This is a genomic window from Paenibacillus sp. MSJ-34 (assembly GCF_018918005.1).
In the GTDB taxonomy this organism is placed as follows: Bacteria; Bacillota; Bacilli; order Paenibacillales; family Paenibacillaceae; genus MSJ-34.
Map to the genome: position 1 here is coordinate 1 of NZ_JAHLPR010000066.1, position 26,032 is coordinate 26,032.

At 47.0% G+C, this 26,032-nt stretch carries 31 protein-coding genes; 29 read left to right on the forward strand and 2 right to left on the reverse strand.

Annotation, left to right across the window (positions count from 1 at the left end; translation table 11 throughout):
* Positions 1–238 precede the first annotated feature (238 nt).
* On the reverse strand, positions 239–430 hold the full coding sequence (locus KQI79_RS24700; RefSeq protein WP_216540986.1) for a phage tail assembly protein: 192 nt from the start codon (positions 428–430) through the stop codon (positions 239–241).
* Between the two features lie 88 nt (positions 431–518).
* Entirely contained in the window at positions 519–1,463 is a 945-nt protein-coding gene (locus KQI79_RS24705) for an Rpn family recombination-promoting nuclease/putative transposase (protein ID WP_216540988.1), read from the reverse strand.
* 63 nt (positions 1,464–1,526) lie between these two features.
* On the opposite strand from KQI79_RS24705, the gene KQI79_RS24710 reads away from it, so the two are divergent.
* From KQI79_RS24710 to KQI79_RS27850, 29 genes are all read left to right on the forward strand, one after another.
* Entirely contained in the window at positions 1,527–2,522 is a 996-nt protein-coding gene (locus tag KQI79_RS24710) for a DUF3991 and TOPRIM domain-containing protein (RefSeq protein ID WP_216540990.1), read from the forward strand.
* Positions 2,523–2,724: 202 nt separating this feature from the next.
* Entirely contained in the window at positions 2,725–3,207 is a 483-nt protein-coding gene (locus tag KQI79_RS24715) for a hypothetical protein (protein ID WP_216540991.1), read from the forward strand.
* Positions 3,188–4,423 carry a MobP3 family relaxase gene (gene mobP3, locus KQI79_RS24720; protein ID WP_216540993.1) on the forward strand — a complete coding sequence of 412 codons (1,236 nt, stop codon included), beginning with the start codon at positions 3,188–3,190 and terminating at the stop codon, positions 4,421–4,423. Before KQI79_RS24715 ends, mobP3 begins: the two co-directional genes overlap by 20 nt.
* A 394-nt stretch (positions 4,424–4,817) precedes the next feature.
* The gene (locus tag KQI79_RS24725; protein WP_216540995.1) at positions 4,818–5,354 is read left to right on the forward strand and encodes a hypothetical protein; all 537 of its coding nucleotides are present in this window, start codon (positions 4,818–4,820) and stop codon (positions 5,352–5,354) included.
* A 31-nt stretch (positions 5,355–5,385) separates the two neighbouring features.
* Complete coding sequence (locus tag KQI79_RS24730) at positions 5,386–6,084, forward strand: hypothetical protein (protein WP_216540997.1); 699 nt, start codon at positions 5,386–5,388, stop codon at positions 6,082–6,084.
* A 54-nt stretch (positions 6,085–6,138) separates the two neighbouring features.
* The gene (locus tag KQI79_RS24735; protein ID WP_216540998.1) at positions 6,139–6,984 is read left to right on the forward strand and encodes a hypothetical protein; all 846 of its coding nucleotides are present in this window, start codon (positions 6,139–6,141) and stop codon (positions 6,982–6,984) included.
* Positions 6,981–7,478 (forward strand): hypothetical protein, encoded by a 498-nt coding sequence (locus KQI79_RS24740; protein WP_216541000.1) that lies wholly within the window; start codon positions 6,981–6,983, stop codon positions 7,476–7,478. The genes KQI79_RS24735 and KQI79_RS24740 overlap by 4 nt, the downstream gene beginning before the upstream one ends.
* On the forward strand, positions 7,444–9,024 hold the full coding sequence (locus KQI79_RS24745) for a VirD4-like conjugal transfer protein, CD1115 family (RefSeq protein WP_216541001.1): 1,581 nt from the start codon (positions 7,444–7,446) through the stop codon (positions 9,022–9,024). The genes KQI79_RS24740 and KQI79_RS24745 overlap by 35 nt, the downstream gene beginning before the upstream one ends.
* A gap of 15 nt (positions 9,025–9,039) precedes the next feature.
* Positions 9,040–9,381, forward strand: a complete 342-nt coding sequence (locus tag KQI79_RS24750; RefSeq protein ID WP_253298397.1) for an Mbov_0395 family pilin-like conjugal transfer protein — start codon at positions 9,040–9,042, stop codon at positions 9,379–9,381.
* A 65-nt stretch (positions 9,382–9,446) separates the two neighbouring features.
* Positions 9,447–9,677 carry a DUF6133 family protein gene (locus KQI79_RS24755; RefSeq protein WP_216541002.1) on the forward strand — a complete coding sequence of 77 codons (231 nt, stop codon included), beginning with the start codon at positions 9,447–9,449 and terminating at the stop codon, positions 9,675–9,677.
* A 56-nt stretch (positions 9,678–9,733) separates the two neighbouring features.
* A complete protein-coding gene (locus KQI79_RS24760; protein WP_253298398.1) occupies positions 9,734–10,582 on the forward strand; it encodes a conjugal transfer protein TrbL family protein in 849 nt (282 codons plus the stop codon).
* Between the two features lie 15 nt (positions 10,583–10,597).
* Positions 10,598–10,798, forward strand: coding sequence for a mercury transporter (locus KQI79_RS24765; RefSeq protein ID WP_367398241.1), 201 nt, complete (start codon positions 10,598–10,600; stop codon positions 10,796–10,798).
* 71 nt (positions 10,799–10,869) lie between these two features.
* Positions 10,870–11,199 carry a hypothetical protein gene (locus KQI79_RS24770; protein WP_216541005.1) on the forward strand — a complete coding sequence of 110 codons (330 nt, stop codon included), beginning with the start codon at positions 10,870–10,872 and terminating at the stop codon, positions 11,197–11,199.
* 14 nt (positions 11,200–11,213) lie between these two features.
* Positions 11,214–11,639 carry a prepilin peptidase gene (locus KQI79_RS24775; RefSeq protein WP_216541006.1) on the forward strand — a complete coding sequence of 142 codons (426 nt, stop codon included), beginning with the start codon at positions 11,214–11,216 and terminating at the stop codon, positions 11,637–11,639.
* Between the two features lie 11 nt (positions 11,640–11,650).
* Positions 11,651–12,418, forward strand: a complete 768-nt coding sequence (cpaB, locus tag KQI79_RS24780) for a Flp pilus assembly protein CpaB (protein ID WP_216541007.1) — start codon at positions 11,651–11,653, stop codon at positions 12,416–12,418.
* Positions 12,411–13,220, forward strand: coding sequence for an AAA family ATPase (locus KQI79_RS24785; protein WP_216541009.1), 810 nt, complete (start codon positions 12,411–12,413; stop codon positions 13,218–13,220). Before cpaB ends, KQI79_RS24785 begins: the two co-directional genes overlap by 8 nt.
* On the forward strand, positions 13,217–14,563 hold the full coding sequence (locus KQI79_RS24790; RefSeq protein ID WP_216541010.1) for a CpaF/VirB11 family protein: 1,347 nt from the start codon (positions 13,217–13,219) through the stop codon (positions 14,561–14,563). Before KQI79_RS24785 ends, KQI79_RS24790 begins: the two co-directional genes overlap by 4 nt.
* Positions 14,560–15,492, forward strand: coding sequence for a hypothetical protein (locus KQI79_RS24795; RefSeq protein ID WP_216541011.1), 933 nt, complete (start codon positions 14,560–14,562; stop codon positions 15,490–15,492). The genes KQI79_RS24790 and KQI79_RS24795 overlap by 4 nt, the downstream gene beginning before the upstream one ends.
* Before the next feature lie 25 nt (positions 15,493–15,517).
* On the forward strand, positions 15,518–15,817 hold the full coding sequence (locus tag KQI79_RS24800) for a hypothetical protein (protein WP_216541012.1): 300 nt from the start codon (positions 15,518–15,520) through the stop codon (positions 15,815–15,817).
* Complete coding sequence (locus KQI79_RS24805) at positions 15,801–16,586, forward strand: JAB domain-containing protein (RefSeq protein ID WP_216541013.1); 786 nt, start codon at positions 15,801–15,803, stop codon at positions 16,584–16,586. Before KQI79_RS24800 ends, KQI79_RS24805 begins: the two co-directional genes overlap by 17 nt.
* A 13-nt stretch (positions 16,587–16,599) precedes the next feature.
* The gene (locus KQI79_RS24810) at positions 16,600–17,472 is read left to right on the forward strand and encodes a secretion protein F (protein WP_216541015.1); all 873 of its coding nucleotides are present in this window, start codon (positions 16,600–16,602) and stop codon (positions 17,470–17,472) included.
* A gap of 16 nt (positions 17,473–17,488) precedes the next feature.
* Positions 17,489–17,884, forward strand: coding sequence for a DUF4320 family protein (locus KQI79_RS24815; RefSeq protein ID WP_216541016.1), 396 nt, complete (start codon positions 17,489–17,491; stop codon positions 17,882–17,884).
* Complete coding sequence (locus KQI79_RS24820) at positions 17,881–18,417, forward strand: hypothetical protein (RefSeq protein ID WP_216541017.1); 537 nt, start codon at positions 17,881–17,883, stop codon at positions 18,415–18,417. Before KQI79_RS24815 ends, KQI79_RS24820 begins: the two co-directional genes overlap by 4 nt.
* A gap of 109 nt (positions 18,418–18,526) precedes the next feature.
* A complete protein-coding gene (locus tag KQI79_RS24825; RefSeq protein WP_216541018.1) occupies positions 18,527–19,132 on the forward strand; it encodes a DUF6550 family protein in 606 nt (201 codons plus the stop codon).
* Positions 19,133–19,239: 107 nt separating this feature from the next.
* The gene (locus tag KQI79_RS24830) at positions 19,240–20,973 is read left to right on the forward strand and encodes a DUF8193 domain-containing protein (protein WP_216541019.1); all 1,734 of its coding nucleotides are present in this window, start codon (positions 19,240–19,242) and stop codon (positions 20,971–20,973) included.
* Between the two features lie 25 nt (positions 20,974–20,998).
* Positions 20,999–21,691 carry a TraC-like domain-containing protein gene (locus KQI79_RS24835; protein ID WP_216541020.1) on the forward strand — a complete coding sequence of 231 codons (693 nt, stop codon included), beginning with the start codon at positions 20,999–21,001 and terminating at the stop codon, positions 21,689–21,691.
* On the forward strand, positions 21,681–22,511 hold the full coding sequence (locus KQI79_RS24840; protein ID WP_253298399.1) for a C39 family peptidase: 831 nt from the start codon (positions 21,681–21,683) through the stop codon (positions 22,509–22,511). Before KQI79_RS24835 ends, KQI79_RS24840 begins: the two co-directional genes overlap by 11 nt.
* A gap of 15 nt (positions 22,512–22,526) precedes the next feature.
* Positions 22,527–24,347 (forward strand): VirB4 family type IV secretion system protein, encoded by a 1,821-nt coding sequence (locus KQI79_RS24845; protein ID WP_216541022.1) that lies wholly within the window; start codon positions 22,527–22,529, stop codon positions 24,345–24,347.
* 95 nt (positions 24,348–24,442) lie between these two features.
* Entirely contained in the window at positions 24,443–25,453 is a 1,011-nt protein-coding gene (locus KQI79_RS27850; RefSeq protein WP_253298400.1) for a hypothetical protein, read from the forward strand.
* Positions 25,454–26,032 lie beyond the last annotated feature (579 nt).

A 26,032-nucleotide genomic window follows, 5' to 3' on the forward strand; every position in this document is an offset into this window, starting at 1 on the left:
GTCCATGTTCATCAAAGAAGATTCGTTTTAGCACGTTCGTCTCCATATCCTAACCTTACCAAAAACAAAAACGAGGCGGAAGCCCTGCCCACCCCAAAATTTTATAAATTCTATAATGTGTAGCAAAAACCAACAAGCTTCCTTATTAGGGCTTGTTGGTTTTTGTTTTATCGTCCATTGTCCAGCAGACTATTCATATGACTCGACAGGAGACTTAAGGAACACCTTGTCTAAATGATCACTTTAGTTTAGCGTGGCCATTACGATAATGAGTCCTGCACATTTGCTCAATTAAATCTGGTGAGAATCCTGTTACCCTTGCTATGATAGAGATTTCCAAGCCCATGTCAATCATGTTCTTGGTTATTTCTTCTTTGGCTTTTTGTTCGCCTTTACGTTCAATATCTTCCAGAACATTTTCCAGCCCCATAACGACTCGCCTCCTTCGTTCGGACAAGTGTTACTCATTTAATATACAATAAAGAGCCGTCCATTGCGAACGGCCCACCAAAATGAAATCATATTGATTTTTCTCGCAACTTGTCTATCTTATCAGGGGAGAAACCCGTGGCAGCGGTAATGACCGAAACGTCTACTCCCAAGTCAATCATACGTTTTGCTACTTCTTCTTTGGCTTTTTGTTCACCTTTACGTTCGCCTTTACGTTCAATATCATCCAGGACCTTTTCTAAACCCATAACTGACACGTCTCCTTTCACGCTTTGAATAAACTCTTGCAAATGCGATTCATTCTCCGGAAGTTTTTGCAGGAGGATGTTGGCCATCCATGCCACGAATTTCTGCTGGCTGTCTTCCGGCAATTGTTGAATCGTATGCATCAACTTGCCGAGTCGTTCCAACAATTGCCCCTGATTTTCCGTTTGATCGAGCAAAAAAACTGAACCAATGGTATTCGATAAAGAGAGCAATTCATCTTCCGTATAACGGGCAACATCAATTAGTAAATATTCAAAATCCAGCAATTCTCGGCCAAACATCTCTTCATTGCCCAGCAGCTTTCGAAACTGGCGATGGGCTGTCCATCGTTGTTTCCCATTATACAATACGATCGGCACAATAGGTGGGAGCCGGAAAGATTTTCTATTGGCTCGGGCTTTTTTCTCGTCATTCAACAAGTATCGCCAAATCTCCACTTGGTATAACAACAGACGGTAAGGCATTTGGAAGTCCACTTTTGACTGCATTTCCAATAGCAAATAAAATACGACTTCCTGCCCGTTCAACTGAACTCGATAAACCAAATCTGCTTCCTTGCGCTTGAAATCTTGAAGTACGAACGAATGCGGAATTTCTTGTACATTGGTTTCATCTATGCTTTGTACCCACCCTTTATGAACAAAAGAACGGAGTAATTCCACAAACAGTTTCTTGCTGGAAAGCAGGAAGCGATACGAAGTATCGTGACGCTGGTGTATGGTCTCCTGGCGTTCATCGGAATTCAATCGTATCCACCCCAATCTGTTCTTTCCTTTATTATATCGCTTACACCAAAGGATAACAACGAAATGGAGGCGTTGAAAATGGCGCAAGGCTTACTCTTTACCAAAGATCAAATTGCCCAAGCCAATAGCATTGACCTAATCGAATTTGCCAAATCCAACGGGTATGTCCTTGAAAACGGCGGCCGCCGCGCGCTTCATGCAAAGCAAAGCGGCGGCCTTTACTTTTTCCGGGATAGCAACAAGTACTATCACTTCTCCACCGACACCCATGGCGGTCCTATCGACTTCGTCATGCAATTCTGGCGCATGGACTTTAAAGAAGCCGTTGCTTTTCTATTAGAAACCTCGCTGCCACAGCATATCCCTTCTTCCGCTCCTAAAGAACGAGGGCATCTCCTTCTGCCGACAAAAGCCCCCAATTATCGGCGTGTGGCCTGGTATCTCATTCATGTCCGGGGCATTGAGCCGGAGATCGTATCCCGTCTGATGCATGAGAAAAAGCTATATCAGCAAGACAAAACAGGGAATTGTGTCTTTATCGCTTACGATACGGATGGAACACCGAAATATTGCTCCCTGCGCGGCACCAGGCCGGAACGTCCTTTTAAGCAGGATCGGGAACATTCGGACAAGAGCTATCCCTTTCACATCGTTGGCAGCAGTCAAAAAGTTTATGTTTGCGAAAGTCCCATTGACGCTATGAGTCATGCTACGCTTGCAAAATTGAAAGGCCAGGATTGGAAAGCCGATCATCGCATATCTCTTGGTTGCTTATCCGACCTTGCCTTGGAACGATTTCTCCAGTATCACCGCATAAACGAAATCATCTTTTGCCTAGATAACGACCATAACGCAACGTTTCGCGACGGCAGCCCTGCACCCAATTGGGGACAAGAGGCTGCCTTTAAATTTGCTCAAAAGTACAACGATCAAGGCTACCAGACATCGATTGAGAAACCGTTCCGCAAAAACTTCAACGAGGACCTGACAGCCATACGCCAAGCGAAATATGAAGCAGAACAAGCCATCAGAGAGGAGGAATGCGAGTATGAGCATTAGACCTTTTTTCCATTGTATAAGGGAACTGCCGGACCAAAAACAGAGGGGACCCCCTCTGTTTTTGGTGTAAAGGCAGGAATAGCAAAATGTCATTTTGCGAAAAAACAGCGTGAAAGCAGAGCTTTCACCGACATTTTTACGGGGGTTCCCCCGAAAATCGCATGTCGCTTCGCGGATAACCCCCAAGAGTGAGGTGCTGCCTTTGGCACGCGCAGAGAAAACGGTGCAGATCACCGTCAAGCTGCCTAAGAAACAATATGATGCATTAAAAAAATACGCCGCTTCCAAGCATTTGAGCATGGCGGATATTGTGCGGGCGTTTATCCAAAAAGGCATGTCAGTGGAGGCCTATACTGAGGAGATCGATTTTATCACAGCCATCATCCGCCAGGAGATCAAAATCGCTATAGACGGATTAAGCAACCGGCTGGCCGGACTCGCCAGCAAGGACTTAATCATGTCGGCCGCCTCTTACTTTTCTACCATCGCGATTATCGCCGACCTGATTGATACGAATCGGTATACGACCTTTCGGGAGATCGAGAAGAAAGCGCGGCGGCTTGCGGTGGACTACGTCAAAATGAAGCTTACCGATGCAGAAAAGCTGTTTTTATCGGGGGATATGTTGGAACAGAGCATCGACCACCTGCGTGGGGGAGACTCCGATGTCGATCCTGATCTATAAGCAACGTTTCTTTCATCCCAACCACCCGAAAACGGCCAAAAGCAATTACTGCCATATCGGATATATTGCAACCCGTCCAGGCGCGGTAAAAAATGAAGGCTTGAATCATGGATTGTTTGGCAAGCTGCGCCCCGGTGACTTACAGGAATTTTCCTCTTGGCAGGAAGTGGCTCGTCTGGCCAGAGACCTGTCCCGGCAAAAAAGGAACATGTACCGCAGCATCATTTCATTCAAACGGGATACGACGCTGGAACTGGGCCTTACTAATCAGAAGGCTTGGCAACAGTATATTGAACAACATATCTCCACCATCGCCGCCCAAAATCACATAAAAGGAAAGAACCTCTGTTGGGCCGCCGCTGTCCATAATGAGAAGGAGCATCCACATCTTCATGTCGTCTTTTGGGATCGACAACAGGACATCCTGAAAAACTTTACCCACCCCGAGATTCCCAATCGCATACGCAAGCAATTGATCAAAGACACCTTTGCTTACAAGATCAAACAATTTTGCGCTTTGCGGGATCAGTACAAATCCGGTATCACGGAAATCACCGATCGCATGGTGAATGAATTTGAGTCGTATATCAAGAACCTGGATCCGAAATCGTTCAAGCTTTTCCACAGGCGCTTTATGAACGAGGACGAAGATTCCCTACACCGATTGCCGAAACACCACCTTTTTCAGCAAAGCCATGTAGCTGCGCTTGCCGATAAGCTGGTTCATTTCCGCGCAAACATGCCGAAAACCGGAAGACTTGCTTATCAACTCCTCCCCCCTACTGTAAAAGTCATGCTGGATGAGATCGTACAGGAACTGATGCAAACCAATCCCTATCTCGAACAAATGGTAGAGGATTATGTTCAAGTCAAACTCCAACTCGCCATGCTGTATGATACCGATCCGGAACATGTCTCTACGTACCGTGAGAAGTATCTGACCGAAGCGAAAAAGCGAATCGCCAACCGTATTTTGGGAACGATCCGCACGCTGATCAAAATGGAACGGGAAGTATCCATGGAACAAAACCATAGGATACGGCGACAATACCTGGCCGAACAGCTTCTGGTTGGCATCCTTGATATGCTGGAAAGTCTGATCATGAACGGCAATATAGACTACGATGACAAAGCAAAAGCAATGAGAACGGAATTATCCAAACAAGCCAAAAAGGAATGGTTTTTAAAAAATCGGGACAAGGGTTTAGAAAGATAACATCCATAATATTCTCTATCCACCATTGTGGATAAACCTGTGCATAATCGGTGAATATTTTGTGGATAATGAAACCCTTTGTTTACGAAATGGCTTTTCATTTTATTGAAGAAAGGAATGATCTCATGCTATTTACCGATGGCAAACATCAGCAGTACGAACGAATGATGCGGCAGACTCCGCGAAATCATCCACGTTCAAGGAAAGAAAAAAAGAACCCGGAAACAAAACGCACGGCTCAGCAGGTTCCTTCGAACCATCCCAAGGAGCGTTGTTCTTATGGAAATCAATGAACGTATGAAAGAAGTATTGCAAGTCCAGCTTTCTCCTTTGGGCTTGGAATTAAAACCTGAAGATCACTTTCCCCTAACCGTGCTCCATGATAATCGACCGATTGCATACATTCAAGAGGACGGCGCAGTTCATTACCCTGCTGATCGAGACACCACGCCTGCCCGCCGAATTCCCGGTGTCATCGCAAAAAATTTGGGAGATGGAACAAGCTTACCGCCAGGCTCCACATCTGGAATGGTCCGGCGTGAACAGTTACAAAAAAATTCTTCAATACAACCAACATCTATTAGCTGCCCGATATGACGGAAACGGCCATTTTCGTTTTGTGACCTGGCAAGTCAATTTCGATCAAACGGGTGTAACGCTGGGCCACTATTTTTATCGAAATGAATACGAGCAGGCGAAAGAAGATTTTATCCAACGCAGCGGGCTTGTGGATGAACGAAAATTATTCAGTAAGGAACAGCTTTCCCTTCTCTATTCCGCGTTGCTTTATTCGAGTTTCCATGATGTCAATCTGGACTACTCAGAAAAGCAAGAAATTGACCGATTAATACGACAAATTGAGACGATCACCCCAGTTTCCCAAGCGGTTCAGCAACCTGAACTTGACCCCGAATTGGATAACGAACGCTAAAACGGTCCGTTTATCGAAAGGAGATGGCAATTTGAAAAGCAAGACGGAGTTTTACAAGAAGTTTTTTGAAGCATTGACCAAACAAGGCTTTGAAGTGAAACGTTCCACATCTGCCGATTATTTGGCAGATTTGTATTTCAAAGAGCAGCTCGTCGCCTTCTACACCCGGATGGACACGATTGAGAAAAACCCATTCGTGTCCGTGCCGGACCGGCTCATGAGCGCGATTCACGATTTGGCCAGACAATCGGCATTGCAAGCTGGCATCTGCGTGGAAAAACCTTACACGGATAAAGACACTAAAATCGCTAACGGCGTCTATAAGCTGAGCGAATACAACGATGTGATCTTGGCTTGCAAGCATCATCCAATGTTTGAGTATGTGTTCTCCACGTATCGTCTTTCCCCGGAAAACGGAACACCAGTGCAGCGGCAGTATTTTTACAATAAAGAAGAAGCATTGGAAAACTTCGCAGTACGGAGTGGACTCGTAGATGAAAAAAAGCTGTTTAGTGAAGAAGAACTGGTCCTGATCCATTCCGAACTGATCAAATTCATGATTACGCCCAACGATAAAACGGTCGAACAGTTCGAACGAGCAGAAACCATCATTGAACGGATTGAGGAACTTATGCCGGCATTAAAGGATCGGGAAATTCATCTGGAGTTCGAACTCGAGTTTCAACATGAAGATGAACTGCTGGCCGAAGAGATGGAAATCGGAGATTAGTCTTCCTGTTCCTAACCACTTTACTAAAGCAGTCGTTACAAGGAGGGATTTGCCTTGGCAAGCGCAAGACCGGAAAGCTCCCTCTGGGGGAACATCATAACCTGCACCGAAATCGCCCTTCATGTTTATGAAATTGTGGCCGAGTATAAAAGCGGGATCGTCATTCCTACTGAACATGCAGAAGAGTTGCTAAGTCCGAGAGCCGTTACGCTTGGCAACGAAAAAGACGGGTATTTGCATTACGAGGATGACCAAAAAAGCATGATTCCGGCCTACGAACTGCTGCAAAAAGACCTGATCACGGACTCCGATTTTAAAGAGAAATACGGAACGCCGGAACAATTAGAAAAGGAAGGCCCCTTTTTTGTTCCCGAATATTTCGGAACACTGGAAGAACCGCAGACTTCGCCTTGGGGGGACATTACCAAGACAGCCGCCATCCACAATGGGATCGGCTTAATTGAAAGCGAAGGCAAAGCTGCCTTAGCCGTCCATCAAACCATTGGCGATCTTTTCCTATCTGACATGGCAAGGCAGCAGGCTGTTACCGAGGGAGACTATTTGTTTTATGCACTTGATGCGAACTGTGCCATCCCCCTCTACGAATTGTCGGCATCGCATCCGCAAGTGCTCGAACTGATTATCGACGAGGATAGTCTGGTGCATACGCTATGCGAGGATTTCCCCGATTACGTCGATTTTCATAACCGTCATGTGGACGAATGGGGATGGATTCGAGACCTGCCTGCTCCTAAAGGTTTATTTTTGCAAGCTCAGTTGGAACAGGAAATCGGCTCTCCGCTTCCCACCAACGAACAGATTGCCGAACCTTCCTTGCCGTATGAAACGGAACTGGAGGCCGACGATTTTTTTGAGCCGAGCGGAGAGTACGAGTTGTGAAAACCAAGCCTAAAGTGTTCATCTGTTTGATCCTCTTTGTCGTTGGAGCGTTCTTTAATCTGTACTTTACCACCGCCTTGCACGGCATCTTATCAGGGAAATCCCATACGCTTGCCTTCACTCCTTTTGCGGAATGTATCGCAAGTCTCGTCGCCAGCAAACAACATTTGCTGCTTTTTTTATGCTTGCAAGGGATGATCGGCGTTGTGTCCGCGATGTTCTTTTTTACGAATCGCCGCCCGTACCAAAGCGAAATGAGTCGCATCACTCCGCAAATCGAAACGCCGGTTCCGGTTGGACAGCATCAACACGGTTCTTCCAGATGGTTGACGGAACCGGAGAAGCAGTCCGCTTTTGATACGCTCGTATTGGATCTCAAGCATCCGCTGATCCGAGAACTCATCGCAACCGGTTACGACGATTTGGAATTTTACCAACGCGATAAGGAGGAAACCACTCATGCAACCTCATCCGAAGAACATCCCGAAGATTGATACCGGATCTGCTACCCCTCTACCCTTTTCCCAAGGCGGCATCGTACTGGGCATGAACAAACTGCGTGGGAAAGAACGCATCTATTGCCTCCAAGACGATGTGCACACGCTTTGCCTCGGCGCAACTCGCAGCGGAAAATCGAGAACGGTCGTGCTGCAATCCATCTGTACGCTGGGTCTTGCAGGAGAATCGCTGGTCATCTCCGACCCGAAGGCCGAGTTGTATCATTATACTAACGAATTTTTGAAAAAATTAAATTACGAAGTGTATGCACTGGATTTCCGCACGCCAGAAAAAAGCCATCATTACAATCTGCTCCAACCGATCATTGATGCTGTCCTTCGTGGAGATCAGGAAGAAGCGGAAATGCTCGCGTGGGATATGACTAACGTACTCGTTGGTAAATCCCAGGGAGAAAAAATCTGGACGAACGGAGAAATGTCCGTCATCGCCGCCACGATTTTAAGTGTGGTGTGGGACAATGCCAAGCGCCCGGAATACCAGAACTTGACTAACGTCTATTGGTTTTTGGCCGAGATGAACCGTCCAATCGGGAACAAAACGCCAATGCAGGATTACATCAAGCGGCTTCCGCCTACCCATCCGGCCAGAGCCTTGCTCAGTATTTCCGACATCGCGCCTTCCCGTACCAAAGGAAGTTTTTATACTTCAGCCTTGACGACATTGCGGCTCTTCACGTCCAAATCGATCTATGCCATTACCCATAAGAGCGACTTTTCGTTAACCGAATTGGGTGAGAAGAAACGGGCGCTGTTTATCATTTTGCCAGACGAAAAAACCACCTTCTATCCTGTTGCCTCCCTCATGGTATCGCAGTTGTATGAGTTGCTGACAGCGGAAGCTGATAAACGCGGCGGCAGACTGAAACGGCGCGTAAACTTCATCCTGGACGAATTCGGCAACTTTACACCGATTGCCGATTTTACAAACAAGTTGACGGTAGGCGGCGGGCGCGGCATGCGCTTCAATCTTTTCTTGCAAAGCTTTGAACAACTCAAGGAAAAGTATGACGACCATGCAGCCAGCACGATCAAATCGAATTGTCAAACCTGGATTTATTTGCAGGCGGACGATCTGGAGACGCTGCGAGAAGTCAGCGAAAAGCTGGGAACGTACACCACTTCCAGTTACCAGCTCTCCGCTTCTCACGGAAAATATTCCACGCCCAGCACGTCGCACAGCATGAACCTGATGGAGCGCAAACTGTTGACCGTAGACGAGGTGCGCCGCGTCGCCCGACCGTACCAAATTGTCATTTCTCGAACCCACCCCGCGATGATGTTTTCACCCGACCTAAGCGAATGGGCTTTTAACGCCATGCTGGGGTTGGGCGATAAGGAGCATAATCGTCAGGTTCGGGAAGAACGGGAACGAAAGCGACCGGTTCGGACCGATACGCGAAAGGAGGTGAAACTGTGGAATATCTGGATTTATTATCAGAAAGACATCGCCAGACAACTGGAAGAAAAACGACTCCAAGAAACAGCGGGAGGTAACGGATTTTTCGGACCTAATTCGGAATAGGAGGTCTGCCTTGAAATGAAGAGATATGTACACAGAGCCATTCGCTACAGCAGAATGGCTCTTTTTGCGTTGGGCACAAGCTTATGGCTGACCCCATCTGCTTATGCATCGGATATCCAAAACAGCAAAATTGTAAAGGGAACGGAGAAGTTGATTGGAGATGTCACGACCTGGCTGATGATCCTCGCGCCCGTGGTTTCCGGTCTGCTTATCATCTATTTCTGTATTCGCCGTTCCGCAGCGGATGAAATGGACCAGAAGAAATGGAACAACCGCATCGTCGTTGCTGTTGTTTCCTGTATCGGAGCCGTGCTTGGTTCCGCGACACTGAACGTCATTATCGGCTACTACAAGTAAACCGTCTCCGCCTCGAAGGCGGACTTTTTTGATGAAATTTACAACATTATTGGAGGGTAAAGCATATGAAAAAGTGGCTGAAAAGAGTAAAGGAACATTCAATGCAACCTATTCTTCTGGTAAAAGCGGTCATTGCAGACCGCCGCGGCGAAGGTTTTGTAGATACTGCCGTGAAGATTTTGATGGCTGTCGTTATTGGCGCTTTAGTGCTGGCCGGATTGTATTTTCTCTTTAGCGGAACGATTTTACCGACCTTGACCGAACGGATTCGGGATATGTTCAATTACAAAGGATAACGGATAGCCTTTGGCGGGAACGGCTAATCTTTTTAGGCCGTTCCTGCGGGAAGGAGTTGAGGAAACTGGAAGCTATCTTAGTGCTGCTGATCGTAGCCATCCTGAATGGTGCCTTGATGTACATCGATACGTTGCTGAAAGATATTATTCCGATGACCCTGTACGCCGAACGCTCTATGACCGTCCTGTCAGGCGGAAATATCGCGGATTCGCTGTTCGATATTTTGTTCGGCTTCGGGGTTTCCCTCATCATTTTGAAGTTTCTGAAAAAAGGATTTGAAATCTATGTCATGTGGTCCGATGGAGATCCTGACGAAGAACCGCTGTCACTGCTTACCAATTTTTTCAAAGCGATGGCCGTAGCCATTTGTTTCCCGACAATTTATCTATGGCTGGGCCAGATCGTCGAGGAATTAACAGACAAGCTGCTCATTGTCCTTGGCCAATCGACGAATTACGACTGGAATGCCTGGGTCAGCGGGATTAGCTCTTTGGGGCTTGTAACAGCCATTTTCGGGCTGATCTTCATCGTCTGTTATTTCATCCTTTACTTTCAATTTTTAATGCGCGGGCTGGAAATTTTAATTTTGCGCATTGGGGTGCCTCTCGCTTGCGTTGGGCTGCTGGACAACGATAAAGGGGTGTTTAAAGCCTACTCCCAAAAGTTTGTCCAATCAACGTTGGCTGTCGTCGTTCAAATCACGTTGGCCAAGCTGGGCGTCGGATTAATGTTAAATATGCACATCTTTTGGGGTCTTGCCTGCATGATACTCGCGATTCGCACACCGCGCTTCTTGTCCGACTTCCTGATTACGACAGGCGGCAACGGTGGAGTGGTCAACAATGTGTATCATTCCGTCAGACTAGTCGGTATGGCGCGCAAAATGTTGATGAAAACGGGGTGATGTCCATTGGTTACGGTGGACGAACTGGCTCAAGCGATCATCCTGCTGATTCGTTTGGGCTGCGTCGCCCGGTTCATCTATTGCATGGTTCGCTTATCAGGGGCGGATGAGGAAAGCGCACAGTATAAAAAGCGTACCCGTAATGTGATTCTGTTTTATGTGCTGGCCGAAAGTATTTGGCAGATTAAAGAGATTATATTGTTTTACTATCAATAAGCGATGATGGTCGATCACTCAAGCGCCCGAATGACAGGCGTTTTATTGATGCATCAAAACAGGAGGTTTTTATGGAAGACAATCTTCAAACCCTCTATATCCCCATGGGTGTAAAATCGGAAACCGAGTTGTTTCCCGGATTCGGTCGCAAGCAACTCTTCCAATCGGTTATCGGTTCTCTCGGAGCAGGGTTTGTTGCCTTCCTGCTCTGGGTTTTCGGTCGAAACGTATCTTTGACCGTCGTTACCTTTCTGATTGGGGTTTCAGCTTCCGTCATGATGACCACAAAAGACCGCATGAATTTATCGGTGCTGGATCAAATGAAACAGATGATCCGCTTCGCTAAAGGTCAGAAAAAATACCCGTATATCGCGATGAATGAATGGCCTGACAAGCCATAAAGGAGTTTCAAATCATGTGGATCGTGAAAGGAGTCCTCTTTGCCTGCCTACTTGTATGGGCCAGTATTTCCGATATCCGAAAACGGGAAATCCCGGATGTGCTTCCAGCGGGTATTTTCTTCATCGGTTTGATTCACGTCTCCCTGCTCCCTGCCCTATTGGGTTTATTCGCCACCGGCCTCCCATTTTTTACAGCGGCAATCTTAACCCGTGGGAAGATCGGCGGTGGGGACATCAAACTGATGGCGGCGTGTGGATTTGTTTTAGGGGTCTCCGGGGGAATCCTGCAGACCATTCTCGGACTTTCGCTGGCTTTAATCGGATGGTTGTTTCAATCTGTCACAACCGGTTTCAAACTTTGTCGAAATACGGCGATGCCGCTTGCACCGTTTTTGGCTGTAGGCGGCATCATTGCTTTTTGGATCATACATCGGATTTAGGAGGAATGCGAATGCAATGGTTTAAAAATCGCACCGTACTGGGGATTGGATGTATCGCTCTTTCCCTTCTCATTTGTTTCGGATTAACTCCTCTGTTTCATCAAGCATTGCGGGCGCAAACGGAAATCGTCAGAGTTACGCGTGACATTGAAAAAGGCGAACAGATTACAAGGGAAAAGCTGGAGGTCGTTCAGGTTGGGGCATATAACTTGCCATCCCATGTGATGACATCGTTGGATTCGGTCGCAGGACAGTATGCCACAGCGGCCTTGCAAAAAGGAGACTACATTCTCTCAACGAAATTATCCGCCGTTCCGCTCGCAGAATTCGCCTACCTGAACCATTTAGACGGAAGCAAGCAAGCGATATCGATCAGTATCAAAAGCTTTGCAGCGGGTCTGTCGGGCAAACTGCAAGCCGGGGACATTATCACCCTGATCGCTTCCGATTACGGAGAAATGAGAACGACGACCATGCCGCCGGAACTGCAATATGTCGAAGTGCTTGCGGTAACGACAAGCAGCGGAATGGACAAAGACGCACAGTCCACTCAAAAAAAATCCGACGATGACAAGCAACAGTTGCCTTCTACGCTGACGCTGCTGGTGCAGCCGATACAAGCGCAGCTTCTGGCCGATATGGAGGTCAAAGGCCAACTTCATGCTGCTCTCGTATACCGGGGAGATCAGGCCACTGCTCAAGATTTTATTGCAAAACAAGACGATTATCTCGCCAAAAAGTCCAATCCGGATCCGGATAAGGAGGCTAACGATGAATAATCACCAAATCATTGCCATATGGGGCAGTCCTGGCAGCGGAAAAACGGTAACGTCCATAAAACTGGCTCGGGAATTAGCTTCTAAGCAGATCAATGTTCTGGTTATCCTCTGTGATGCGTTATGCCCTTCCATCCCTACCCTTTTACCGGATGCCCATGCCAAAGAAAAATCATTGGGCAAGCTGTTAAGCCTTCCTTCGTTATCGCAAGAACATATTTTGCAGCATCTTGTCCCTTGTAAACCTTTTGATCATCTGGCGTTCATCGGCTATGTTCATGGCGATAACGCCTTTACCTATGCCAGCTATACCAAGGAAAGAGCGTTTGATTTCTTCACCTTGGCCCGGCACCTTGCAGATATTGTCATCGTGGATTGCTCCAGCTTGTTGTCTACCGATCCATTATCCGTAGCCGCGCTTGAAGTCGCTGATCAGGTTTTGCGAGTATACGAATGCACGCTGAAAAGCCTGAGTTATTTTACATCCCATTTACCGCTGCTTGGTGATTCCAGATTTCATGCGGATCGCCATCTGCATCTTCTTTCCAACGTGAAAGCAAAGCAGGACAGCGTTCAATACAGCAACGTATTTGGCGGCATCCATCACCTGCTGCCTTTTGTCTCTATCGTGGAACAACAAGCAGCTTCGGCTCGGTTATTGGACGCTTGCGAAGGAAAGGAAGCCCGTTCTTACCTGAGTGCCATTCAAAAATTAGCCGGACGCTTTATGGATCATCCTCCGAAAGCAGAGAAGCAATCATTTATCCAGCGCTTGACAGAAAAGCTCAAAGGAGTGCGGTCATGAAAGGCTCAACGTTATTCTATCCGGCAAACAGTAACAAAAAGCCATTTTCCGAAGTGCTGAAAGAGGTACAAGAATATCTCTCCGGCAAATACGCCACGCTTATCTCCCGAAATGCCGAGGAACAAAAACAACAGATCATTTCTTATACCACCAAATATGTCATGGATTATCGCTTGAGTGTAGACGGACTTTCTTTCGACGAATTGGTGGAACGGTTATATGCGGAAATGGCTGAGTTTTCCTTCCTTACCCCGTATTTGTTTTCCCATGATGTAGAGGAAATCAATATTAACGGATATAAGGATGTCAAAATCACCTACACGGATGGACGCATCCTCCCGGCATCCGAACAGTTTACCTCTCCGGAACATGCCGTCGACGTAGTCAGACGCCTGCTCTACAGATCGGGGATGATCCTCGATCATTCGCAACCCATTGTCCGGGGGCATCTGGCCAACAACATTCGGATTACGGTTTTCGGCGCACCGATTACCGATCCAGATAAAGGTGTAGCGGCATCCATACGAATTATTAACCCGCAAAAATTGGGGAAACAGGATTTTATCCGCAACGGAACGGCTACGGAGGAAATGCTCGATTTTGTAAGTCTGTGCCTTCGCTACGGTTTGTCCATCTGCGTAACCGGAGCCACCGGTAGTGGAAAAACGACCTTGATGAGCTGGATGTTGTCAACCATTCCCTATGACAAGCGAATTTTTACGATCGAAAATGGCACCCGTGAGTTCGATCTCGTCGTGGAAGATGAAAACGGGCAGGTCCTAAATAACGTCGTTCATACCGTTACCCGTTACAGCGAAGACAGCCGGCAAAATATAGATCAGGAGAAGTTGCTCGAATATGCGCTTACCGCCAACCCGGATATCATCTGTGTCGGGGAGATGAAATCAGCGGAAGCCTTCGCCGCGCAAGAAGCAGCCCGTACCGGACATGCGGTAATCACGACGACACATGCCAATTCCTGCATCGCCACCTATTACCGGATGGTTACGCTCTGTAAACAAAAATACGATATGAGCGACCAAACTTTGTATAACCTTGTTACGGAGGCGTTCCCGATCGTGATGTTTGCCAAGAAACTGGAGGACAACTCCCGCAAGGTAATGGAAATCACTGAATGCGAAATTTTGCCGGATGGAAGCCGGAATATCCGTACGCTTTTTCGCTATACCGTGGCCTCCAATACGATGGAGAACGGGAAAATTCGGATTAGCGGAGCGTATGAAAAGGTACAAAATATATCGCCAAGTTTACAAAAACGGCTGCTCGAAAACGGGATGCCGCTCCATCTGCTGCAACAAATGATGGGGGGCGAATCCGCATGATCGTACTGCTCGTCATGGCCTTTATGGGCCTCGTTGCCGGTTCCTTCCTTGTTCTGAAGTTGAATCCCGCAGAATGGGTACGCGAAGTTGCCGGACACATACCTCTCCGAAAGAATCCTTCCTTGCGAAAAAAAATCAAAGCCGTACAGAATCCGAAAAAGATAAAAGGCATCCGGCTGACGATTCATGAAGTCAAAACGATGCTGGAGCAAACGGGAAGGAAAGAATCCTTTGGAAAGGTCTGTATTTCTTCCCTCGCTCTCTTTATCGTTGGCGCTCTATTGGCCCTGGCTTTTGGCAATTTGTTTATGGTGCCGGTTCTCGCAATAGGTTTTGCCCTCCTTCCTTTTTGGCTTGTGCTGTTCAGCGCAAGCTTTTACAAAAAGCGTCTGAATGCCGAACTGGAAACCGCTCTATCGGTCATCACCACCTCTTACTTACGCAGCGAAAATATACTATCAGCCGTAGAGGAAAACGTCGGTTATTTGAATCCCCCCGTATCGGATGTGTTTCTGTCCTTTCTGGCCCAGTCCAAGCTGATTAACTCCAATCTGCAACAAGCGTTAACAGAGCTCAAAGGCAAAATCAACAATAGTGTCTTTCAGGAATGGTGCGATGCGGTTATGGCTTGTCAGGAAGACGTCACGCTCAAAACGACGCTTCCCCCGATTATTTCCAAACTGTCCGATATGCGCGTCGTCTCTGCTGAATTGGATTTTCTGCTTTACGAACCGTTAAAGGAATTCATTACGATGGCGCTGCTTCTGATCGGGAATATTCCGCTGCTGTATTTCCTTAACAAAGACTGGTTTCACACGCTCGTTGACACAGCGGCGGGCAAATTCGTACTGGCTCTCTGTGCTTTCACCCTGTTCATCTCCCTAGCTGCGGTCATTCGATTAACCCGACCGATCGAGTATAAGAGATAATCCTTACTTACAAGGAGGAACTGACATGACAGTACCACATTCTAGTGATATGGATACCACACTTCAACGAACTGCTACCATTCTGGAACAACTGCTCTTCCCTTCTACTCCCATCGCTGCCCTCATTCAACAGGGGCTGGAACGATACGGAACACGGGGCTTTTTTCAACGTCTGGATGAGTTGGACCTGCCCGAAGAAACGCGAAGCAAGTTACATGCCGTACGGCTTGTCCTTTATGGAACAGGGGAATTAACGGAGGAATGCAATCAGAATAATGGGGTTGTTCCACAAGATAGGGGGTACCCTTATGACACCAACCTATAACTCGCTCCATGCCTCCAACTTTATTGAAGGGATTGCTGCACTAACCGGAATCTCAGCTCACAAACTGCAACAATATGCAAAGAATCATAATCTGTTCAATATCCTCGATCATCCCAATGTGATTGGTTCTACGCCGCGCCAGCTTGAAAAACTTCAATTGTTGAACGAATTTCTCGTTTCCTACAAATTGCTACGGTTTGAAGAAAGCCAGGGAAAGAGCCCGTTTCGCTCTCCAGACGATGCCGGAAGATTTTTTGCCGCACAGTTGGGTTATGTCAAAGACAAGGAAAAACTGATGGTTGCATTTTTGGACAATGGAAACCATTTGATTGAAGCCCGCGTGATGGCAGAAGGCAGCGTCGGATTCGCCCAAGTTTATCCTCGCGAGATTTTAAAAGCCGCTTTAAACTGCGACTGCGCTTCCATCATTCTGGCCCATAATCACCCCGGCGGTTCCCTTCGGCCCAGCATCAATGACCGAATTCTGACCGAACATCTTGTTTCGATCTTCGCTCCACTGCACATCTCGGTGTTGGACCATTTAATCATTGCGAATGGAACCTACGCTTCCATGGCCGAAATGGGACAATTGCCACAACCCTCTAACGATAAAGTGAATTACGAAAGCATCATACTCCGTTCCGGAAGTATGAGCGTTAGCGAAGTTTCTGCGTTTGATCGGGATGCCCTGCATGAGAACCATTGGGCTATGGAGAACGGCTCTGACTCCTACGACGCTGTGTGGGAAGAAGATGAATTTGAACGATGAAGGAGGTGAGCCTGTGATCGGAATCCTTATGAGCTTCGGTTTGCTATTTGCGGCCGGAGCTTATTTTTTGGCAGCAGAATGGTTACAACTGCCTACATGGGCGGATACCGGTGTTCTCATGCAAGCGTCCAAACTGTCTAAACGAAAAAACAAGCCTCTTGAAGCGCTTGTTTCCGAGCTATCGGCTCGCCTGGCCCCCTTCCTTCGGCTTAGCGATTATAAACGAAGAAAGACCGAAGCCATATTGAAATCAGCCGGGATCCGCATGACGCCTGCTGCATTCTATGCCAAGGCCATAGTAAAGTCCGGCTTGATCGCCCTGTCGATCTTTCCCTGCTTGCTCATTCTCCCCTTGCTTTCTCCCCTGCTGCTGTTTTTAGCAATTGGTGTCTATTTCAAAGACATTCAGTCTGCGGATCAGGTCATCCGTAAAAAAAGGGAGCAGATTGAGTATGAACTGCCCCGTTTTGCCGCTACCATTGCACAGGAATTGAAGGCGACCCGCGATGTATTGCTTATTTTGGAAACGTATCGAAAAAACGCCGGAGAAAGCTTGGCAAGCGAGTTGGAAATCACGATAGCCGATATGAAAAGCGGTAACTACGAAACCGCATTAACCCGACTGGAAACCCGCATGGGCAGCACCATGCTATCCGATATTGTTCGTGGCCTTTTGGCCGTACAACGGGGCGACCAGGGTACTGTCTATTTTGAAATGCTGGCGCATGATTTCAAGTTGCTGGAAATTCAGCGGCTCAAACTGATCGCGATGAAGCGACCCAGCAAAATCCGCAAATATTCCTTTTACATGCTGGGCTGCTTTTTGCTCATGTATCTGGTCATCATTGGCATGGAAATTATGAAAGCCCTCGGCAAACTGTTTTGAAAGGGGGGGAGCACGGATGCAGTATGTTCTACGATGCAAACGTGGCGAGGGTTATGTCGATGTCGTGGTAATCGTTCTGGTTGTGATGCTTGGAATCGCGTTGGCAATCAAAGTGTTCCCAGTATTTATTGCTAAAAACCAGCTTGACCGTTTTGCAGACGAGTTGGTCAGAGAAGCGGAAATCGCCGGAAGGGTAGGTCAGGAAACAAGCAGCCGCGCCATACAGTTAAAGAACCAGACCGGACTTGATCCGACCATTTCCTGGTCCAAAACAGGGAATTTGCAAATCAACGAAGAAGTCACTGTCACCTTGCATGCAAGGATGAACATCGGGCTGTTCGGCAGTTTCGGTTCTTTCCCCATCGACCTGACTGCCAAGGCGACAGGAAGATCGGAGGTCTATTGGAAATGAAGCTGATTCGGAATAGATCCGGCAACGGATTTCCGCTTGCCATTGCCGCCGTACTGGCAATCCTGATCATTTCCTGCGCCATCTTCGAGTACATGCGACTCGTCATTATCGCTTCTGGTGTTCGGGATGCGGTCCAAAGCTCTATCATCGCGGTCGCAACGGAGAACTTTGCGCAAGTGTATAACGGGCTGAGAGAAGGCTATTCCGGCGGCTACACCTTAACTGCCGCGGATACGTGGAGCGAACAATTCAGTACCGGAGATGTGTACGCTCGCCTGGATCAAACACTGGGGCTGACCGTACAAGGCAACAAACACATCAAGTATGCCGGTACAGAAGAAGAATTTGCAGTGTCAGGTCTCCACATTTCTGTTCAAAACGCACCCTTTGCTCCCGCTTCCCCCAGTACCGTTCCGAAGTTTGAGGCAGAAGGAACGATTACACTTGAGGTTCCCTTCTCCTTCGGCTGGCATACCCTTCCCCCAATGAAATCCACCTTGACCGTGAAAGCGGGCTATACGCCAAAGTTTTGAAATGATTTGTCTAACGCAGTTTTATTGAGATTTACAAATATATACAGTACAATAATCTTAGGAGAATGATCTGGTCATACTGAACTCTGAGAAAAGGAGATGAGTAGCTATGTCAAATTCCAAACCCAAAGCTAAGTCGCTGATTCTACTCTCGGGATTATCCGTTATCTTCCTGCTTTTGGCAGTTTTCATAATCGGTTCACCAAGTAAAGATGAAAAGAAACCTGCAGACAATACCCTGGAGAACCTTACGGAATCTCCCGTTACTATGAACACGGAAGAAAGGCAGTCCAATGACATTGCGGACATAAAAGAACCTCAACCAGAACCGTCTACGTCTCCCGCATCCTCACCGGTTGTCATACCTGAAATAAAAGAACAACCAACCGTAACTGATTCTCCGGTGCTACAACCGGAAACGAAAAAAGAAGATGTGAAAGTTCCTATTACGCCCCCAAAGGAAACGCCTAAACCAACGGAACCGCCAAAACCTAAACCGAAAACAACTACACAGGATAAATCTACTCCTCCTGTCTATGACGAGAAGGAAACACAGCCAGCTAAAAAAGAAAGCGAACCGAAAGCTGGCGATAAAAATAGTAAAGGCCAGGTATGGTTTCCCGGCTTTGGATGGGTAGAAAACTCAGGGGATAATCATGGAAGTGTTAGTGAGTCTGACGGAGATTGGAACAAGCAGGTAGGAGAAATGAACTAATATTTCCCTACTTTGATAAATTTTAAATATTGAACATCCATTTAAAGTAGCTGCGAAGAGTACAGTGCCGAACTGTGCTCTTTTTTATTTTTGGGAGGTGGCCGACGATGAAGCGTTTTTACTTAATTTTCCTATGTCTCCTCATCATGTGCACATTGATATCGCCATTGGCGTTTGCTAACGGGGAAGGAAATATTGATAATGGTGGCGGAGACATGGGCTCGGGAACTTCAGAAAATAAGTGGACTCCCGGTTATGATGGCGTTCGTGTTACAGTGGTTAGAGCAAATGATGAGAAGCCCGTTTCCGCTTCAATAGACTACACAAACAAAACACCATCACAAGGTATATTGCATTTTGGCAAAGTTAGCAAAATACAATACCGGAACGGAGCTAACTTGAGGCCGGCAAGTGGTGGTTACGATTATAAAAATCCATCTCCATCGATTCCAACTATAATTAGTTCTGGCGGCGCCGTAAACATTGAAGCGATTAAACAATATTTCTGTTCGGAAGGTGCCATAAAAATGATCGCTAACGATACTGGTTTGGACTATGACACCCTCACCGACGGAAACTACCGCCTATTGCTTGAGCCAATCGCATATTTCACATTCCAAGGCTCCAAAGTAGGTATGACCGCTCACGAAGCAGCGCTATATGACCAAGTCCTGAGCGGCGGATTACGTTCGAAAATGGTCAGTCTCACTCATCAAAATTTGCCTCTCGCTATGTTTCTGGAAAAGCCGGATCTTAGTTTCCCCGCATGGTCTGGCTCCAGCAATGGCCGTGTTACCAATGCCCAGATTATTTCCTCGCTGGGTCTCGGCATTGTACGGTTCAAAGAATTGCCGCCCCCGCCTCCACCTCCGGTTGAAAGTGATGCGGAATATGAATATCGGACCGATACCGAAGTGATTACCTCGGTATTTCTATCAACTGGAGAGCAGATTACGCCCGAAGATCCAGCTCAAGTCACCTTCTCCGTGATGGGCAGCTCCTACACCGTAACAGACATTGTCATTCCGGAAGGAGACAGCCAGGTTGTCTGGTTCAAATGGCGTACCCCAAGTACGCCCCAAATGGTAACCGTTCATGTGAGTGCGAGCCAAGGGAGATTAAGTCAGCATACCATTCTGGCCAACGTTGTAGACCTTGACCAGAATCCGCCGCCAAATCCCATCGCCACGGATCGCAACGATACTTTCACTATACCGGTCCTGCCTAAACGGCCTCAGAAAACAGCGGCTTCCTGGGGAGTCTGGTCGGCCAGTTGGCATGCCAACTGGGTTTGGATTTCGAATTGGGTTTGGCACAGTACTGGGGATGGCGGCGGTTACTGGGTAGATCTTGGTCATTGGGAAGATCAAGGCTGGTGGGATTATCACTGGACAAGCTACATCGCTTCTTTATCGGCCACCCATACTGTCAAGCCGGATGATAAAGTGCCTACCGCTTCAGGTAAAACGATGAAATCCGGGTACGGCATACAGATGAGCGTCAACACTTCTCTTGCTTCCACTGCTCCTGCCTCTCACATCACCGGAGCGCAGCATGCCGTCGCTTATTTCCCGGAATTCCAATATTCCACTTACTGGCGGTTGTATGACCGAATCGCTGGAGGATATCAAGCAACCTTTGAACTGAAACCGAACAAATACTCGACCTATAACCGGAGGGTCCATTTTACGCCGATTTGGTTTCCTGATGGAACCTATGAACCCTATACGGAAATTATCGATGCCTGGACGCCCGACGGAATGTTGCAAGTCAATGTGTCAGATCAAATTCAAATCAAGGAAAATCTGTTCTCGGATTGGCATATCGCTCCCAAAAAATAAATAGGTACGGAAAGGCGGTACAACCATGCTGCTACCGATTATCATGCTGCTCCTCTGCCTTGTAGGCGGGGGTGCAGTCTTTTTTTATCTCAACATGAGCAGCCGACAAAAGAAAGCGACATTGGATACAAAACAACAAACAGCCCACGAATTTATCAACGTGAAAGATATTCGTGGACACTATTTATACACCTTGGATGGTTTGGTTCTTTGCTTTTTGAAAATCTCCCCTGTGAGTATTGACCTGCTAAGCAAGAGCGAAAAGCAGCATTTTATCAATATGCTGACCGCCGAACTTTCCACCGTGCAGTTCCCGTTCAAGTTTATCGCCGTGAGCCGCCCCGTAGATATTTCTCCCGTTATCTCTCAATTATCCTCACTGCTGAATACCGACGACGCTAAACAAAAAGAACTGCTCAAACACGAAATTTTGGAGATGAATTCATTTGCCCTCTCCGGCGAAGTCGTTGAACGCCAATTCTATATATCTGTCTGGAATCGGGTTGAACCGGATGGTGAACGGGAAACACTTCAACGCATTAAGCGTATGGCTCAACATTTTGAAGATTGCCAAGTACAGACCTATATCCTGAAACAGCAGGACATTGTACGGTTGTGCAATCTGGTTCACAATCCGGGATACACCCATCTGGAAACTGCCGATCAAGAGGTGGTCATTCCCTTTTTAACGGAAGGAGGCGTCTTACATGGTCGTTGATCCAGGTACCGCCAAAGTCATCGCGCAAATCGCTGCAAAATTAGCTACCGATGAACAGGCCCGCAAACGAATCCTCCTGCTTGTACTTGCGCCTGTCATCGCTTTTCTCCTCCTCATCGCCATGATTCTGCAAATCCTGACTGCTCCCTTTCAACTTCTCGGAAGTCTGTTTAAAGCCAACGAATTGCCCTATGTCACGGAAATGAGAACCGATTACGGTTTCACCCAACTGTTGCAAGAAGCAGATGACGGGTACCGGGAAAGCCTGGGTCAGCAATACGAGGGCGTCATCCTGAAATCGGGAGAAACCGAAGTCGTGTACTACAACCAAATGGATTCCCGTTGGGCCAATACATTGTACGGCACCAGCGATACGATTGGCGTAGCCGGTTGCGGTCCAACCTCACTTGCCATGGTGGTATCCACCCTTTCCGGCCAAACGGTCGACCCGGTCACCATGGCAAATTGGGCATATCAAAACGGTTACTATGCAGAAGGCAACGGCAGTTACCATAGCCTGATCCCGGAAGGCGGCGAGCACTTTGGCCTGCAAGTGGAAGGCAGCAGCGCCAAGGAAGCACAAAAAATTGTCGATGCCTTGGCAGACGGCAAACTGGTGATTGCCATTATGGGCAAAGGGCACTTCACTTCCTCCGGGCATTTCATCGTACTGCGTGGCGTGACGGATGAAGGCAAAATATTGGTTGCCGATCCGGCCAGCAAAAAACGCAGCGAGCAAGAATGGGACCTCGACATTTTCTTGAAAGAAGCACGTCAACATGCCGCCGCGGGCGGTCCTTTCTGGATATTTTCCAAATAAGGAGTGAACCCATAGATGGAAAAACGAAAAGAGCATATTGAAGTGTCTGTGAATCCCTCGTTGCTGAATGTCATCACTCCACTCGGGTTGGAGTTTGAACGCAATCGGTTTGTTCTCGGAGAAAACAGCGCCAAGGTATATGGGGTGATTCAGTATCCGCAAAAAGTCGATATCGGCTGGCTCTCCAAAATCACAAATATTCCGAGCACCATCGTCACCATCGGCTATCAACCCACCGACAACAGTGCCCTCATCTCGGCCATCTCCAAATCGATCATTCAGAATCGAGGCACAGCGGAAAGCGCCAAGGATCCGCTCACCCGTCAGCGGGCGGAAAAAGCGGCAAATGACGGTGAGCGAATCATGCTCCAGATCGATCAGCACGGAGAAACCGTCGGACTTATGAATGTCACCGTCATGCCGCTAGCTGACGACGAGAAGGGGTTTAGCCGTGTGTGCCGCAGGATGGAAAATACACTAAGTATGTTAAAATGTAAAGTTCGGACATTGGCCAATTTGCAAAAGGAAGGATTTCAGCATCTCTCCCCCACGTTTCCCGGAAACGAACAGGTTGAAAATATCCTCAATCGGATCATACCGATGAGCACGTTTGTAGGGGGCTTTCCCTTTGCCAGCAGTGGTTTTAGCGACGAAAACGGCTACTATTTTGCTAAAGACAGTCACGGCGGACTCGTTATTGTTGATACCTGGCATCGCGGCAATGACCGCACCAACTCCAATTTCGTCATAATGGGTGTGGCGGGCGTAGGGAAATCGACAGCCGTGAAGCATATCGCTCTCAGTGAGTATTTTATGGGAACGAAGTTGATCTTCATCGACCCGGAGTCGGAGTACAAAGAACTATGCCAGAGCTTAAACGGCGATTGGATCAACGCTGGCGGCGGCTCGAACGGGATGATCAACCCTTTGCAAATTCGCCCCGCTCCCCGTGATGAAGAGGGGGAAGAAAACCCGCTTTATAAGGACGAAGGTAATGGCATGTCGGATATGGCCTTGCACCTGAAAAATCTTGAAATCTTCTTTAATCTTTACATTCCTGACCTGACTATGATGCAAAAAGCGGTGCTTAAGCAGTGCCTGATTGAATTGTATAACCAGTTTAACATTACCTGGACCACCGATATTACAACATTAAAGAATACCGACTTCCCCACCTTCTCCGATCTGTTCCAATTAATCCGCCATAAGGAATCGACACTCGAAGACGATGTCTATAAAGAATTATCCCTGCTGCTCTATGATATAGCAAACGGCGGGGATTCTTTTTTATGGAACGGGCATAGCACAATTGAAACCCATTCCCGCTGTATCTGCTTGGATACTCATACACTGCAAAATACATCCGACAATATCAAACGAACCCAGTATTTCAACCTGCTCTCCTGGTGTTGGGAGCAAATGTCCAAAAACCGGACGGAACGGGTGCTGCTCATCTGTGACGAATGTTACTTGATGATTGACCCGAATGTGCCCCAAAGCCTGGTTTTCCTGCGAAATGTGGAAAAACGTGCCCGGAAATATGAAGCCGGCTTAGCGATTATTTCACACAGCGTCGTGGACTTTCTCGCTCCAGAAGTGAAGATGTACGGGCAAGCGCTTCTGGATATTCCCTGCATGAAGATTATCATGGGAACGGATGGGAAGAACTTGCAAGAGACGCGGGAGCTTTACAATCTTACGGATGCCGAAGAAGAATTACTGGCAAGCAAGAAACGAGGACATGCCCTGTTTATGATCGGTTCCAAGCGGCTGCACATTCATTTTGATATCCCTGAGTACAAGTTTGCATACATGGGAAAGGCAGGCGGAAGATAACGATGGAACGCAAGAAGAAGCTGATCGAATTATTCCTCTATATCGCCCTGGTTCTCATAGGCACGGTATTGCTCTTGCTTAGGGGAGTGTAAGCGATGATTTTATATTTGACAAGCAAAGACAGAGTAAATCTGCTGGATTTTGCTGAAAAGGAAACCAATCTGATTGCCAAAAAGCTCACTGGACGTTTTTCGCTTATGCAGTTTGTCATCAAAGACATGCGGAATTTTAGCCACTTCAAGTACTTTGTAATTGATCGAGATGCCGTTCTCGAGGACGATGCGGAATTTGTCAAAGCCATTGCCTCCTTTCAAATCATGTATGAGGCCAGGGTTATTGTGATAGCCGAAGGGTTACAAACCGAAAGTTCATTTGCAAAAGAATTGATCCAATCGGGTGTTACCGATCTTGTGACGGCACAAGAAATCGAAGTTATTCAATCTGAAATTTTGGAATGTCTTTCTGCTAACGGTATGGAAAGATACAAGATATCCCCCTCTCCTGCTCAAACCACTAATGGATTATCTCTGCACCAACAAGAGCAGTATCGTTTTGATTGTACCAATATTAGAATCGCTATTGCTGGAAGCGACCGTCGAACAGGAGTAACAACAACGGCGTTCAATCTGGTCTGCTGGATTAACAACCATGGTGGAACGGCTTGTTATGTAGAGGCAAATACCAGCAAACATCTGGCCCATATTGTACAACTTTTTCAACCTGAACAGGACCGGAATGCCTATGTATTTGAACAAATGGATTTTTACTTCACAGAGGAGTTGAACAAAGACTATAACTTTATTGTCATCGACTGCGGCGTTCTCGGGGAAAAGCTGCTACAAGAGGAGTTTGTCAAAGCGAATATTCGAATATTATGTGGTTCCGCTATGCCTTATGAATTGCCGATTTTCTATAAGGCAATTAGGCGGTGCAAAGAGTATCCTGTACAGGCATTGGGGCTATTTGTACCTGGGGATTTGCAGCCTCATGTGCAACGTTTAATTAGCGATAACATCCAGTTTGGCGAAAGCTCCCATGATTTGTTTGATTCAAAAGTCAATGCTCCAGTGTACAAACGATGGCTTTCTGAGTATATTCTCATATGATTCATACTTGCTGATCCCCATAAGTGTATATTTATTATGTCTCATTTTCACAAGGGATAGATATCGTGGAAACGACTCTTTTCACATCTCTCGAATTGGACTTTTCCCGTAAAATAGAAAATCGAGAGACTACTCTGTACAAAGAGTGGTTTCTCGTTACTATTTTTATCTTTGGAGTGACAACAACCGCGTAAGGCCTCAGTATATGTTGAATTAATGATTTCGGAGCGGACCGATGGCCGATACATTTCCATTCACGATTCCATTTACCGGGGGACTAACAAATCTGTTCTTGGTAGAATTCGTGTAAATGATCCATTGATCTCCTTCCATTTTGTTCAACCACCTTTAATTATTTTTTCTGCGGCTGTGATCCACCAATTCGTCACGATATCCAAAGATCGCGACCTTTCAATATATAATGAATTTGGACTCCAATACATATTAAGACCTGTTGAAAAGTCCAGCGGTAAGATGTCAAGCCCCTGATTCATGAGAATTGGAAATTTACTTTAAGGAACAGGTCAATGAGTCAGGAAAAAAGACAACACCAAACTAAACCCAGTTCAAAAATCGAGT

Bases quoted from the DNA above. Each gene is read 5' to 3' on its own strand.
- KQI79_RS24700 (WP_216540986.1), bottom strand. From the start codon at position 430: ATGGGGCTGGAAAATGTTCTGGAAGATATTGAACGTAAAGGCGAACAA.
- KQI79_RS24710 (WP_216540990.1), top strand. From the start codon at position 1,527: ATGGAGGCGTTGAAAATGGCGCAAGGCTTACTCTTTACCAAAGATCAA.
- mobP3 (WP_216540993.1), top strand. From the start codon at position 3,188: ATGTCGATCCTGATCTATAAGCAACGTTTCTTTCATCCCAACCACCCG.
- KQI79_RS24745 (WP_216541001.1), top strand. From the start codon at position 7,444: ATGCAACCTCATCCGAAGAACATCCCGAAGATTGATACCGGATCTGCT.
- KQI79_RS24750 (WP_253298397.1), top strand. From the start codon at position 9,040: ATGAAGAGATATGTACACAGAGCCATTCGCTACAGCAGAATGGCTCTT.
- KQI79_RS24755 (WP_216541002.1), top strand. From the start codon at position 9,447: ATGAAAAAGTGGCTGAAAAGAGTAAAGGAACATTCAATGCAACCTATT.
- KQI79_RS24770 (WP_216541005.1), top strand. From the start codon at position 10,870: ATGGAAGACAATCTTCAAACCCTCTATATCCCCATGGGTGTAAAATCG.
- KQI79_RS24775 (WP_216541006.1), top strand. From the start codon at position 11,214: ATGTGGATCGTGAAAGGAGTCCTCTTTGCCTGCCTACTTGTATGGGCC.
- cpaB (WP_216541007.1), top strand. From the start codon at position 11,651: ATGCAATGGTTTAAAAATCGCACCGTACTGGGGATTGGATGTATCGCT.
- KQI79_RS24785 (WP_216541009.1), top strand. From the start codon at position 12,411: ATGAATAATCACCAAATCATTGCCATATGGGGCAGTCCTGGCAGCGGA.
- KQI79_RS24790 (WP_216541010.1), top strand. From the start codon at position 13,217: ATGAAAGGCTCAACGTTATTCTATCCGGCAAACAGTAACAAAAAGCCA.
- KQI79_RS24795 (WP_216541011.1), top strand. From the start codon at position 14,560: ATGATCGTACTGCTCGTCATGGCCTTTATGGGCCTCGTTGCCGGTTCC.
- KQI79_RS24800 (WP_216541012.1), top strand. From the start codon at position 15,518: ATGACAGTACCACATTCTAGTGATATGGATACCACACTTCAACGAACT.
- KQI79_RS24805 (WP_216541013.1), top strand. From the start codon at position 15,801: ATGACACCAACCTATAACTCGCTCCATGCCTCCAACTTTATTGAAGGG.
- KQI79_RS24815 (WP_216541016.1), top strand. From the start codon at position 17,489: ATGCAGTATGTTCTACGATGCAAACGTGGCGAGGGTTATGTCGATGTC.
- KQI79_RS24820 (WP_216541017.1), top strand. From the start codon at position 17,881: ATGAAGCTGATTCGGAATAGATCCGGCAACGGATTTCCGCTTGCCATT.
- KQI79_RS24825 (WP_216541018.1), top strand. From the start codon at position 18,527: ATGTCAAATTCCAAACCCAAAGCTAAGTCGCTGATTCTACTCTCGGGA.
- KQI79_RS24830 (WP_216541019.1), top strand. From the start codon at position 19,240: ATGAAGCGTTTTTACTTAATTTTCCTATGTCTCCTCATCATGTGCACA.
- KQI79_RS24835 (WP_216541020.1), top strand. From the start codon at position 20,999: ATGCTGCTACCGATTATCATGCTGCTCCTCTGCCTTGTAGGCGGGGGT.
- KQI79_RS24840 (WP_253298399.1), top strand. From the start codon at position 21,681: ATGGTCGTTGATCCAGGTACCGCCAAAGTCATCGCGCAAATCGCTGCA.
- KQI79_RS24845 (WP_216541022.1), top strand. From the start codon at position 22,527: ATGGAAAAACGAAAAGAGCATATTGAAGTGTCTGTGAATCCCTCGTTG.
- KQI79_RS27850 (WP_253298400.1), top strand. From the start codon at position 24,443: ATGATTTTATATTTGACAAGCAAAGACAGAGTAAATCTGCTGGATTTT.